This window comes from Salipiger sp. PrR003, assembly GCF_010500785.1.
Classification (GTDB): domain Bacteria; phylum Pseudomonadota; class Alphaproteobacteria; order Rhodobacterales; family Rhodobacteraceae; genus Salipiger; species Salipiger pacificus_A.
The window spans coordinates 79,025-90,612 of record NZ_JAAGOV010000021.1; the positions used below are offsets into that span (position 1 = coordinate 79,025).

Below are 11,588 nucleotides of genomic sequence, written 5' to 3' on the forward strand. Positions count from 1 at the left end.
AAGTCCTTGCGAAGTCTAGCGTGGCCTGTGGATGTGCGCACTCTGCACGAGACCGAAGGCGATCATCAACACCAGCATGGCCGAGCCGCCGTAGCTGACCATCGGCAGCGGCACGCCGACCACGGGCGCAAGGCCCATGACCATCGACATGTTGACCGCGAAGTAGAGGAAGAAGGTCAGCCCGATGCCCAGCGTTAGCAGCGAGGAGAACCGGTCGCGGTTGCGCAGCGCTGCGAAGATGCAGAACAGCAGGATCAGCACGTAGAGCGTCAGCAGCGACATGCCGCCGACGAAGCCGAACTCCTCGGCCAGCGTGTTGAAGATGAAGTCTGTGTGCTTCTCGGGCAGGAAGTTGAGCCGCGACTGGGTGCCCTGCATGAACCCGCGCCCGGTCCAGCCGCCCGAGCCCATGGCGATCTTGGCCTGGGTGATGTGATAGCCCGCGCCGAGCGGATCGGTGGATGGGTCGAGGAAGGTGTCGATGCGGCGGAACTGGTAGTCCTTCAGCAGCTGCCAGTCGGTGCCGCGCGACTCGAATACGGTAAAGACCGTGCCCACCCCGGCGGCGATCACCACGGCAAAATAGGCCCAGTGCACCCCGGCGAGGAACATGATCAGCCCGCCGCCGATCATCAGCAGCAGCGCCGTGCCGAGGTCGGGCTGGATCAGCGTCAGCCCGGTCGGCAGCAGGATCAGCAGGATCGGCATCAGCACCCAGAGCGGGCGCGACGTCTTCCTCAGCGGCAGCCAGTCGTAATAGGCGGCCAGCACCATCACCAGCGCGATCTTCATCAGCTCCGACGGCTGCAGCCGCATGAAGCCGATGTCGATCCAGCGTTGCGCGCCCATGCCGACGGTGCCGAAGAGCTCCACGGCGATCAGCAGCCCGAGCGCGCCGAGGTAGGCCAGAACCGACAGGTTCCGCCAGAGCCAGATCGGCACCATGGCGGTGACGAACATCGCCGCCAGCCCGAGGCCGAAGCGCTTCATCTGCGGCTCGGCCCAGACGTCAAGTCGTCCGCCAGCCACCGAGTAGAGCATCAGGAAGCCGACGCTGGCCACGGCGGTCAGCAGGATCACCAGCGGCCAGTTGATGTAGAGCACCTTGCGCCAGCCCGTGGGCGTGGTCTTGACGGTGTATTCGAGATAGCTCACGCGCGCCCCCGTGCCTGTTCGGCGCGCTCGCGGCGCTCGCGGTCGAGCCGCTCCTGCAGCTCCTTGATCTTGTCGTGGTCCGACGAAGGGTAGGCGTCGAGCGGGGGCGTGCCGCCGTAGAGCGCCTGCAGCGCCACGTCGCGCACGATGGGGGCCGCGGCCGAGGAGCCGCCGCCGCCGTGCTCGACGACCACCGAAACCGCGATGCGCGGCGCGTTCACCGGGCCGAAGCCGACGAAGAGCGCATGGTCGCGCTCGACCCAAGGAACCTCGTCGTTGCTGACCACCCGGTTGCGGACCTGCGCCGTGCCCGACTTGCCGGCAAGCTCGTAGCCTTCGGCGACAACGCGTGAACGGTAGCCCGTGCCGCGCGTGGTATTCATCACCGACGACATGCCCTTGCGCACCCAGCGCAGGTGGTTGGGATTGATGTCGAGCGCCTGCCCGCCGACAAGCTCGGTCTCGACCCCGTCGATGGTCTTGACGAGCCGCGGGTGTACCTCGCGGCCGGTGGCGATCCGGGCGGTCATGATCGCGAGCTGCAGGGGCGAGGTCAGGACGAAGCCCTGACCGATCGAGGCGTTCACCGTGTCGCCGATCAGCCAGCCCTTGCCCCGCTCGCGCTGCTTCCACTCCTTGTTGGGCATGATGCCGGAGGTTGTCGCCGACATCGGCACGTCCGGCGCGGTGCCGAGCCCGAGCCGCCGACCGACATCCGCGATGCGGTCGATGCCGACCTTCATCGCCACGTCGTAGAAGAACACGTCGCAGCTCTGCTGCAGCGCCTGCTCCAGCGTCACGTGCCCGTGGCCGGAGCGCTTCCAGCAGTGGAATCGGCGCGAGCCGACCTCCAGGTGGCCGGGGCACCAGACGGTGTCGTCGGGCGAGAGGACCCCTGCCTCGAGCGCGGCGAGCGCGGTGACCATCTTGAAGGTCGAGCCCGGCGGATAGGCATCCTGCACGGTCTTCGAGGCGAGCGGGCGGTGATCGTTGTCGCGCAGGATCGAATAGTCGGCGACCGAGATGCCGCGCACGAACTTGTTGGGATCGAAAGAGGGAGCCGAAGCGATGGCCAGCAGGTCGCCCTTTTCCACGTCCATGATCACGCAGGAGGCGGATTCATGGCCCAGCCGCGCCTGCACGTAGTCCTGCAGATCGCTGTCGATGGTCACCTGGATGTCGGCGCCGTTGTCGCCCTCGCGCCGGTCGAGCTCGCGCATGACCCGGCCCACGGCGTTGACCTCGACGCGTTTGGCCCCCGCCTTGCCGCGCAGCTCTTCCTCGTATTTGGCCTCGACTCCGACCTTGCCGATCTGGAAGCGCGGGATGCGCAGCACCGGCTCGGGGTCCTCGTAGCGGGCGAGGTCGCGCTCGGACACCGGGCCGACGTAGCCCACCACATGCGCGAAGTTGCCGTGCTGCGGGTAAAAGCGCGACAGGCCGACCTCGGGGGTGACGCCAGGAAGGGCAGGGGCGTTGACCGCGACGCGGCTGATCGACTCCCAGCTCACCCGGTCGGCGATGGTGATCGGCAGGAAGGGGGCAGAGCGGCGCATCTCGGCCAGCGCGCGGTTGAGCTCGTCCTCGTCCAGCTCGACCAGCGCCGAGAGCTTGGCGATCACATCCTCGACGTCCCCGGCGTCTTCGCGGACGATGGTGATGCGGTAGGTCGGGGTGTTCTCGGCGATGACCTTGCCCTTGCGGTCGAAGATGCGCCCGCGACTCGGCGGGATCAGCCGCATGTTGATGCGGTTTTCCTCGGCCAGCAGGCGGAACTCGTCCGCCTGATCGACCTGCATGTGGTGCATGCGCAGCCCCAGCATCCCGGCAAAGCCCAGCTGCGCGCCGCCCAGCAGCAGGGCGCGGCGCGATATGCGGCGCCAGCTGTCGGAGCTTTCCTTGGGGGTGCGTCTCACATCGGTCTCCCGGCATGGTCGAAATCGCCCGGCGCCATCCGGCGCACGCCGAACAGGCCCTGCGACAGCAGAACCACCAGAGGGTAGCAGATCACGGTGGTGGCGTATCGCATGAGCGCAAGGAAAGAGGTTCCCTCGGGCACGATCAAGAGCCCCAGCGCCAGCCGGAACAGGATCGTGATCACCGCCAGCACCACGGCGACGGTGATCCATTCCATCAAGAAGGTCTGCTCGCGCCGCGGCCCGTCGCGGTTCTTCAGCGACTCGGTGGCCATCAGCACCAGCACCGCCCAGAGCCCTGGCGGGCGTTGGAACAGCAGGTCGGCCAGCAGCATGACTCCCGCCACCAGCAGCGCGGGCACGTAGTCGGGCCGGCGCAGCGCCCAGGCAAAGCACAGGGCGGTCAGCACGTCCGGTCCCGCATAGGCGGCGGGCATCAGGTCGAGCGGCAGCAGGTGGATGAAGATGAGCGCGAAGGTCAGGGCGACGAAAATGGCGCGCATCATCCAGACCTTGGCCGGGCGGCTGCTCTCAGCCATTGCCGGCCTCCGGCCCCGATCCGGGCTCCGCGTCGCTGAGCGGTGGCACCGTCGGATCGGTCACCGCCTCGGGCTGCGGTGCCTCGGGCGGGGTTTCGGGCAGGATCAGCCCCGACGGGGCGCTGACCCGCCGCGCGCCGTGGTCGCGCAGCACGCGCAGGAACTCCAGCCGCTCGTAATCGGCGGCAAGGCGCACGCGCAGCCGCCCGCCCGGATCCTGCACCACCTGGCCAATCAGCAGCCCCGGCGGGAAAACCTCCCCGTCGCCCGAGGTGACAATGCGGTCGCCGGGCTTCACGAGGTCGGGGTTCTCGAGGAAATCGATCGGCGGGTTGGCCGAATTGTCGCCGACCACCATGGCCCGCTGGCCCGAGGGCTGGATCGTCGCCGGGATGCGACTGCTGGCGTCGGTCAGCAGGATCACCCGCGCCGTGTTGTTCCCGACCCCCGAGATGCGCCCGACTAGACCGATGCCGTCCATCGTGGCCCAGCCGTCGACGATGCCGTCGCGGCTGCCGACGTTGATCAGCACCGACTGGCGAAAGGGCGAGCCGCTGTCGGCCAGCACCACGCCGGTGATATAGGTCAGCCGCGGATCGAGCTGCACGTTGTTGAGATCGCGCAGCTTGGCGTTCTCCTGCTCGAGCTGCAGCGCGGCCTCCTTCCAGGCGGTCATCCGGCGCAGCTCGCGGCGCAGCTCCTGGTTCTGCTCGTGGATGCGCTGGTAGGACTGGAAGTCGCGCAGGATCTTCACCGCGCCGGTGACCGGCGCCATCGCCCAGTCGAACCCGGGCATGATGGTGTCGATCACCTGTGCGCGGAATCGCTCGACGCGCGGGCTGTCGATGCGCCAGAGGATGAACAGCCCGGTGAGACACAGGATCAACACCGCCAGAAGCAGGCGCTTCAGCGGGGCGGAATAGTCTTCGCTGTTGGTGCCGTGTTTCGCCATCGGATCTCTGCGGGTGGCCTCTGCGTCACGTGTGCCTCAGGGGCGGTGCAGGGCGGGTGCGGCCTCGGCAGCACCCGCCCCGGACTATGCCGCAGCCGGGACGATCCCGAAAGGGATCAGCTGTCGTAGTCGATCGCGTGCTGCAGCTGCTTTTCGTATTCCAGCGCCTTGCCGGTGCCGAGCGCCACGCAGTTGAGGCTTTCCTCGGCGATCGACACCGCAAGCCCGGTCTGCTCGCGCAGCGCCAGATCGAGATCGCCCAGCAGAGCGCCGCCGCCGGTCAGCATGACGCCGCGGTCGACGATGTCGGCCGCCAGATCCGGCGGGGTCGCCTCGAGCGCGGACATCACCGCCTCGCAGATCGCCTGCACCGGCTCGGACAGCGCCTCGGCCACCTGGGCCTGGCTGATCTCGGTTTCCTTCGGCACGCCGTTCAGCAGGTCGCGGCCGCGGATCTGCATCGAGCTGCCGCGCCCGTCGTCGGGCATGCGCGCGGTGCCGATCGACGTCTTGATGCGCTCGGCCGTGGCTTCACCCACCAGCAGGTTCTGCTGGCGGCGCAGGTAGTTGACGATGGCCTCGTCCATGCGGTCACCGCCGACGCGGATCGAGCGCGCATAGACGATGTCGCCCAGCGAGAGCACGGCCACCTCGGTGGTGCCGCCGCCGATGTCGACGACCATGTTGCCGGTCGGATCGGTGATCGGCATGCCAGCGCCGATGGCCGCGGCGATCGGCTCTGCGATGAGCCCCGCCTTGCGCGCGCCGGCGCTCAGCACCGATTGACGGATCGCCCGCTTTTCCACCGGCGTCGCGCCATGCGGCACGCAGACGATGATCTTCGGCTTCGAGAAGGTCGAGCGCTTGTGCACCTTGCGGATGAAGTGCTTGATCATCTCCTCGGCGGTGTCGAAATCGGCGATGACGCCCTCGCGCATCGGCCGGATGGCTTCGATCGAGCCGGGGGTGCGCCCCAGCATGAGCTTCGCATCCTCGCCGACGGCCAGCACCTTCTTGACGCCGTCCTTGACGTGATAGGCCACAACCGACGGTTCGGACAGAATGATTCCGCGACCTTTCACGTAGACCAGCGTGTTCGCCGTGCCGAGGTCAATGGCCATGTCCGCCGAGAAGGCGCCCATGAGTCTGTCCAGTCCAAACATTAAGTGTCCCGCCCCAGAAATACGCGTTTTGGCCCTCGACTCCCCTCGAGCGAAGGCTCGGGTGTTATAGGGTCGGACGGCGCGGCAAAAAAGCCCCCACCCTGCGCAAATGCGCGTGAAATCGCGTGTGGGGTCTTGCTGCCGCACATCCGCCGGTCGGCAGCGCCCCGACTCGGCGCTGAAGCACGTCGCACATCTCTCGGCATTTGCTTGCGAAAGGGGCGCGACGGAACGTCGCGGCCGCCGCATCGGGCCGCAGGGCGGGGTGGGCCGCGTCGTGGCGTCACCCGGCGGCGATGATAGCCTGTTATTCGGGCAGGGCGCCGGTCAGAACGTAACGCAGCGTGGCCACCACCTCCTCGGGCTCGCGCGTGACCGCCAGCGCCGCGGCATCGACCTCCTTCAGCGCATGGTCATGCTCGGGGCGCTGCAGGATGATCAGCGACTTGCCGAGCGCGGCGGCATAGCCCGCGTCGAAGGCGGCATTCCACTGCTTGTACTGCTCGCCGAAGCGCACGACGACGACGTCGGCATCGGCGATCGCCTTGCGGGTGCGGATGGCGTTCATCTTGGCGCCCTTGTGGTCGTGCCAGAACTTGCTCTGTTCGGCGCCGAGGATGGCCACGCCGCAATCATCACTGGCCGCGTGGTCGGTCACCGGGGCGCTGAAGGTCACATCAAGCCCCTGCGCCCCCGCGATGATACGCTCGCGCCAGTCGGTGTGAATCTCTCCCGAGAGATAGACGTTCAGTCCCATGCGGTGTCCCTTCCGTGTCCTTGCGTACCGGGCAACCTATGCACTGACCGGCGCAAGACAACCGCAAAGGCGGGGAAGAGGGCTCAGAACTCGTGCCGGTAGGAGACGCCGAGCTTCTGCTCTTCGCCGAAATCATTGTCGATGTAGGAGCCGAAGAGCGCCACCGTGTCGGCCTCGGACAGGTGATAGGACAGCCCGCCGCCCAGCGAGATTCCGTTGAAGTCGTCGGACCCGCGCGTGTAGATGCCGCCGGTCATGAAGGTGAGCTTCTCTGTGAACGGCCGGATCGCGAACAGTCCGGCATAGCCGCTGTTGTTGCTGACCTCGACGTCGAAGGTCTCGTGCAACTCCACGCTCGTGACTGCCACGGTGCCCTCGCTGTAGGTATAGCCGAAGGGGGTGAAGAGCTGCCACCGCCCGGTCTTGAGCCCCATGGCCGTCAGCGGGATGAAGCCCCCGAGCGAATAACGGGTCTGCTCCGAGCCATTGTCGAACTCGTTCTTGCCGGCCGAGAAGGTCAGGATGCCGAAGGAGAAGAGGTAGGATGCCCCGAGCGACCATTGCCCGCTCTCCGAGACCCGCGCGTTGACCTTGGTCACCGGGCCGAAGGCCAGCGAGCCGGAGACGGAGAACTCGTCCGAATAGGACACGCCGGCCTTGGTGGCGATCTTGGTGGGGTCCTCTGGGTTCTTCTCCTCCTGCGCGGCGGCAGGGGTGGAGGTCAGAAGCGCGATCAGGGCGGTGCCGGCGCAGAGCCGCGCAAAGCGGGGGTCCGTGAGGAATGGTCGGGAAACGGGTCTGGCCACGAGATTGCCCCTTGTGAAATGCCGACGGGAAGAATGATCGGTTGGAACGCCTGTCATGCGCGACGCCGGGAAATGCCTGCGGTCATACTAAGGCGGGAAAGCCAAACAACAAGCACCAGTTAAGGTGGAGCGAGACGGCGCGCGGTGTGGTTCTGGTTGCCCTGGGCCGCCGTGACCTGCGCGCCGTGCAGCGGCCAGCGCGCCCCGATCCATGGCGGCCAATGCTGCGGCGACGAAACCGCGCCGCGCGGAGAGGGCGACGTCCGGGCGCACCGGGCCCAACGCACAAAAAGTGAGGGATCTCTGCATCCTGTCCGCCGCCCGCGCGGAATGTCCCCGGGTTTTCCGTGGCGTCATCGCGGCAAACGTGCCACCTCTGGACCCGGAAACGACAGTCACACCCGCGCAGCGGGCAGGGAACCCAGAGACATGATTCAGGAATTCAAGGACTTCATCGCCAAGGGCAACGTCATGGACATGGCGGTGGGCATCATCGTCGGCGCCGCCTTCACCGCCATCGTCACCTCGCTCGTGGGCGACATCATCAACCCGATCATCGCTCTTTTCACCGGCGGCATCGACTTCTCGGGCTGGTTCTACGCGCTCGACGGGGGCGACTACGCCTCGCTGCAGGCGGCCAAGGACGCCGGGGCGCCGGTCTTCGCCATCGGCAGTTTCATCATGGCGGTGATCAACTTCTTCATCATCGCCTTCGTGGTTTTCATGCTGGTCAAGATGGTCAACAGGATCCGTTCTGCGGCGGAAAAGCCCGACGAGGTGGCCCCCGAGGTGAAGACCGGCCCCTCCCAACTCGATATCCTGATCGAGATTCGCGACGCGCTGAAGAAGTGATCCGTCTTGCGCATTCTGCAGTCCCGCCATGCAGGCCCGGATCCCGATACGGGTTCCGGGTTGCGAGCCAAAGACGACATCGCTAAGTCGCCCGGACCCCTCCGGAGAGCCAGCATGACCCGCAGCGTGAAGATCGCCCTCGGCAGCGTATTCGTCGGCATTCTCGTGCTGACGATCAAGACCTTTGCCTGGTGGCTGACCGGCTCGGTCGCTCTGATGTCGGACGCCCTGGAGAGCATCGTCAACGTCGCCACGGCGCTGGCGGCGCTTCTGGCGATTCACATCGCCTCGCAGCCGGCGGATGCAGACCACCCCTTTGGCCACCACAAGGCCGAGTATTTCAGCGCCGTGCTCGAGGGCGTGCTGATCGTCGTCGCCGCGGTGCTGATCCTGCGCGAGGCCTGGGGGGCCTGGCAGCAGCCCGAGGCGATCCAGCAGGTCGGGCTCGGCCTTGCCATCAACCTCGCGGCAGGGGCGATCAACGCGCTCTGGTGCTACGTGCTGCTGCGCGAGGGGCGCAAGCTGAACTCGCCGGCCCTGGTGGCGGACGGCAAGCACCTTCTGACCGACGTCTTCTCCTCGGCCGGGGTGGCCGTGGGGGTCGGCGCGGCGGTGCTGACCGGTTGGCTCTGGCTCGACGCCGCTCTGGCGGCGCTGGTGGCGGTCAACATCCTCTGGTCCGGCTGGCAGGTGATCCGCGGCTCGGTCGGCGGGCTGATGGACGCGGCGGTGCCCGAGGCGGAACTGGCGGACATGCGCGCGGTGATCTCGGCCAATGCCGAGGGCGCGGTCGAGGCGCATGACCTGCGCTCGCGCCGGGCCGGGCAGGCGGTCTTTCTCGAGTTCCACCTCGTGGTGCCGGGCGAGATGTCCGTCGATGCGGCGCATGAGATCTGCGACCGCATCGAGCACGCGCTTCAGGAGAAGATCGACGGCTGCCGCGTGACCATCCACGTCGAGCCGGAGCACAAGGCAAAGCACTCGGGCATCGTGGTGCTCTGAAACCCGGGCCGCAGGGGGCATTACCCCCGACCTGCCTGCGCTTGGACTCCCCGCGTATTTGAAAAGAGAAAAAAGGGCGGGCGCTTCTGGCGGCCCGCCCTTTCGTTTCTCGCGATGTCGTGCCGATCAGGCGGCGAGAGCCTTCTCGATGCTCTCCAGCGGCAGGTTCAGCGCGCGGGCCACGGCAGCGTTTGTGATCTGCCCGTCGTGCACGTTGAGCCCGGCCTGCAGGTGCGGGTCCTCGGCGCAGGCGACGCGCCACCCCTTGTCGGCGAGCGCCAGCATGAAGGGCAGGGTGGCATTGCCGAGCGCCAGCGTCGAGCTGCGCGGCACCGCGCCCGGCATGTTGGCGACGCAATAGTGCTGAATGCCGTCAACCGTGTAGACCGGGTCCTGGTGGGTGGTGGCCTTCGAGGTCTCGAAGCAGCCGCCCTGGTCGATCGCCACATCCACCAGCACCGCACCGGGCTTCATGGTCCCGAGCTGCGCGCGGCTGACCAGCTTGGGCGCGGCGGCACCGGGGATCAGCACCGCGCCGATCACCATGTCGGCCTCGGCCAGCAGCTCGGCCACGGCGCCCTCGGTCGAGTAGCGGTTCTTGAAGAGGCTACCGAAGGTCTCGTCGAGCTGGCGCAGGCGCGGCAGCGACCGGTCGAGCACGGTGACATCCGCGCCCATGCCTGCGGCGATGCGGGCCGCATGGGTGCCGACGACGCCGCCGCCCAGCACCACCACATTGGCCGGCCCGACGCCGGGCACGCCGCCCATCAGCACGCCGCGCCCGCCATTCGCCTTCTGCAGCGACCAGGCGCCCATCTGCGGCGCGAGGCGCCCCGCGACCTCGGACATCGGCGCCAGCAGCGGCAGCCCGCCACGCGCATCGGTCACTGTCTCGTAGGCGATGCAGGTGGCGCCGGACTCGAGCAGATCCTGCGTCTGCTCGGGGTCGGGAGCGAGGTGGAGGTAGGTGAACAGCAGCTGGCCGCGCGTGAGCTGCTTGCGCTCGCCTGCCTGCGGCTCCTTCACCTTGACGATCATCTCGGCCTCGGCCCAGATTTCCTCGGCTGTGGTCGCGATGCGGACACCCGCCGAAGTGTAATCCTCGTCGGAGAAACCGGCGCCGAGACCCGCGCCCTGCTGCACGATCACCTCGTGACCATGGGCCACCGCCTCGCGCGCGGCGTTGGGCGTAAGACCGACGCGATATTCCTGCGGTTTGATCTCTGTCGGGCACCCGATTTTCATGATAGCTCCTCCTCCTGGCCCCTCCGGGCATCTCTTGATGCTTTCAGGATGCGCCCGCGCGCGTGCAATTTCCTTGCTGAAGTGTCCCGTCCAAAGCGCTATTGGGGGGAGAATCTTCGACCACACCGCCAAGTTTTCGAAAGACTACGCATGCAACTCGACGATACCGACCGGCGCATCCTGCGCGCGCTGCAGAAGCAGGGCCGCATGTCCAACGCGGAGCTGTCGGAAAAGGTGAACCTCTCGGCCTCGGCCTGCCACCGGCGGGTGCAGCGGCTGGAGGCCGAGGGCTACGTGAAGGACTACGTGGCGCTGCTCGACGCCCGCAAGCTGGGGCTCGCGAGCACGGTGTTTGTCGAGATTCGCCTCAGCGCCCAGGCCGACGAGGTTCTGGATGCCTTCGAGAAGGCGGTGGCGCGGGTGCCGGCGGTGCTGGAATGCCACCTGATGGCGGGCACGGCGGATTACATCCTCAAGGTCGTGGCCGAGGACACCGAGGATTTCGCCCGCATCCACCGCCAGTATCTCACCCGCCTGCCGGGCGTGGCGCAGATGCAGTCGAGCTTCGCCCTGCGCACCGTGTTCAAGACCACCGCCCTGCCGCTCTGAACAGCCTGCACCGCATTCCGACTTGCCGCGCCATGCCGCGCACCCCCTCGGGCAACACAAATGCGCCGACGACCATGATCGCCGAGAAGGCGGCCGAGATGATCCTGCAATGCTCCTCTGCGGTTGCGTCGGAACCGTGCTATGCTCGGCGGTGTTCGAGACTCAAGACTTTGCCCGAAGCATTTGGAGACAGCCGATGAACGCCATTACGCCGATCGCCGCCGCGGTCCTTTCGCTCAGCCTTGCCGCCCCGGCGCTTGCCGGGGATTTCACGGTCTACGAGGGTGTGCCCGCCGACCGCAGCAAGGACGCAGGTCGCTACTTCTCGCAGCTCGACCTCGACCGCAACGGTGTGCTGACCTGGTCCGAGCTGGTGGCCGCCTACGGGGATTCGGCCTTCGACGCGATCATGGCTTTTGATGGCAACGCCGACCGCATGGTCACCCGCAACGAGATGCGCGCCTATGACGATCTCGGCACCGGCGGGCCGGCCGGGCTGCTGCACGAGAGAGTGCGCGGCTGACCGGGGCGCGGAGGGGGCTTTGCCCCCTCGGTGCTGCTTTCCTCACCCCGGGGATGGTTCCCCTTAGAA

At 67.3% G+C, this 11,588-nt stretch carries 12 protein-coding genes; 4 read left to right on the forward strand and 8 right to left on the reverse strand.

Going from position 1 to position 11,588, the window contains the following annotated elements; translation table 11 throughout:
• Positions 1 to 15 precede the first annotated feature (15 nt).
• From rodA to G0D83_RS01535, 7 genes are all read right to left on the reverse strand, one after another.
• Entirely contained in the window at positions 16 to 1,155 is a 1,140-nt protein-coding gene (rodA, locus tag G0D83_RS01505) for a rod shape-determining protein RodA (protein WP_164188897.1), read from the reverse strand.
• Positions 1,152 to 3,071, reverse strand: a complete 1,920-nt coding sequence (gene mrdA, locus G0D83_RS01510) for a penicillin-binding protein 2 (protein WP_164188899.1) — start codon at positions 3,069 to 3,071, stop codon at positions 1,152 to 1,154. Before mrdA ends, rodA begins: the two co-directional genes overlap by 4 nt.
• Complete coding sequence (locus G0D83_RS01515; protein ID WP_164188901.1) at positions 3,068 to 3,610, reverse strand: rod shape-determining protein MreD; 543 nt, start codon at positions 3,608 to 3,610, stop codon at positions 3,068 to 3,070. Before G0D83_RS01515 ends, mrdA begins: the two co-directional genes overlap by 4 nt.
• Positions 3,603 to 4,562, reverse strand: coding sequence for a rod shape-determining protein MreC (gene mreC / locus G0D83_RS01520; RefSeq protein ID WP_164188903.1), 960 nt, complete (start codon positions 4,560 to 4,562; stop codon positions 3,603 to 3,605). Before mreC ends, G0D83_RS01515 begins: the two co-directional genes overlap by 8 nt.
• Positions 4,563 to 4,678: 116 nt before the next feature.
• Positions 4,679 to 5,725: a rod shape-determining protein gene (locus tag G0D83_RS01525; RefSeq protein ID WP_095882793.1), complete on the reverse strand. Its 1,047-nt coding sequence runs from the start codon at positions 5,723 to 5,725 to the stop codon at positions 4,679 to 4,681.
• A gap of 307 nt (positions 5,726 to 6,032) precedes the next feature.
• On the reverse strand, positions 6,033 to 6,482 hold the full coding sequence (locus G0D83_RS01530; RefSeq protein WP_108966619.1) for a YtoQ family protein: 450 nt from the start codon (positions 6,480 to 6,482) through the stop codon (positions 6,033 to 6,035).
• 83 nt (positions 6,483 to 6,565) lie between these two features.
• The gene (locus G0D83_RS01535; protein ID WP_203595172.1) at positions 6,566 to 7,288 is read right to left on the reverse strand and encodes a hypothetical protein; all 723 of its coding nucleotides are present in this window, start codon (positions 7,286 to 7,288) and stop codon (positions 6,566 to 6,568) included.
• Between the two features lie 429 nt (positions 7,289 to 7,717).
• On the opposite strand from G0D83_RS01535, the gene mscL reads away from it, so the two are divergent.
• Positions 7,718 to 8,140, forward strand: coding sequence for a large conductance mechanosensitive channel protein MscL (gene mscL / locus G0D83_RS01540; protein ID WP_164188905.1), 423 nt, complete (start codon positions 7,718 to 7,720; stop codon positions 8,138 to 8,140).
• A 114-nt stretch (positions 8,141 to 8,254) separates the two neighbouring features.
• The gene (locus tag G0D83_RS01545) at positions 8,255 to 9,142 is read left to right on the forward strand and encodes a cation diffusion facilitator family transporter (protein ID WP_164188907.1); all 888 of its coding nucleotides are present in this window, start codon (positions 8,255 to 8,257) and stop codon (positions 9,140 to 9,142) included.
• Positions 9,143 to 9,268: 126 nt separating this feature from the next.
• On the opposite strand, the gene ald is transcribed toward G0D83_RS01545, so the two are convergent.
• A complete protein-coding gene (ald, locus tag G0D83_RS01550; RefSeq protein WP_164188909.1) occupies positions 9,269 to 10,387 on the reverse strand; it encodes an alanine dehydrogenase in 1,119 nt (372 codons plus the stop codon).
• A gap of 150 nt (positions 10,388 to 10,537) precedes the next feature.
• Here ald and G0D83_RS01555 point away from each other — a divergent pair, with 150 nt between their 5' ends.
• A complete protein-coding gene (locus G0D83_RS01555; protein ID WP_164188911.1) occupies positions 10,538 to 10,996 on the forward strand; it encodes an Lrp/AsnC family transcriptional regulator in 459 nt (152 codons plus the stop codon).
• A 196-nt stretch (positions 10,997 to 11,192) separates the two neighbouring features.
• Complete coding sequence (locus G0D83_RS01560) at positions 11,193 to 11,519, forward strand: hypothetical protein (protein ID WP_108966609.1); 327 nt, start codon at positions 11,193 to 11,195, stop codon at positions 11,517 to 11,519.
• Positions 11,520 to 11,588: the final 69 nt, after the last annotated feature.

What these genes read in the sequence shown, in the direction of transcription:
- G0D83_RS01515 (WP_164188901.1), bottom strand. Translation starts at nt 3,610, where the DNA reads ATGGCTGAGAGCAGCCGCCCGGCCAAGGTCTGGATGATGCGCGCCATT.
- mreC (WP_164188903.1), bottom strand. Translation starts at nt 4,562, where the DNA reads ATGGCGAAACACGGCACCAACAGCGAAGACTATTCCGCCCCGCTGAAG.
- G0D83_RS01525 (WP_095882793.1), bottom strand. Translation starts at nt 5,725, where the DNA reads ATGTTTGGACTGGACAGACTCATGGGCGCCTTCTCGGCGGACATGGCC.
- G0D83_RS01530 (WP_108966619.1), bottom strand. Translation starts at nt 6,482, where the DNA reads ATGGGACTGAACGTCTATCTCTCGGGAGAGATTCACACCGACTGGCGC.
- mscL (WP_164188905.1), top strand. Translation starts at nt 7,718, where the DNA reads ATGATTCAGGAATTCAAGGACTTCATCGCCAAGGGCAACGTCATGGAC.
- G0D83_RS01545 (WP_164188907.1), top strand. Translation starts at nt 8,255, where the DNA reads ATGACCCGCAGCGTGAAGATCGCCCTCGGCAGCGTATTCGTCGGCATT.
- ald (WP_164188909.1), bottom strand. Translation starts at nt 10,387, where the DNA reads ATGAAAATCGGGTGCCCGACAGAGATCAAACCGCAGGAATATCGCGTC.
- G0D83_RS01555 (WP_164188911.1), top strand. Translation starts at nt 10,538, where the DNA reads ATGCAACTCGACGATACCGACCGGCGCATCCTGCGCGCGCTGCAGAAG.
- G0D83_RS01560 (WP_108966609.1), top strand. Translation starts at nt 11,193, where the DNA reads ATGAACGCCATTACGCCGATCGCCGCCGCGGTCCTTTCGCTCAGCCTT.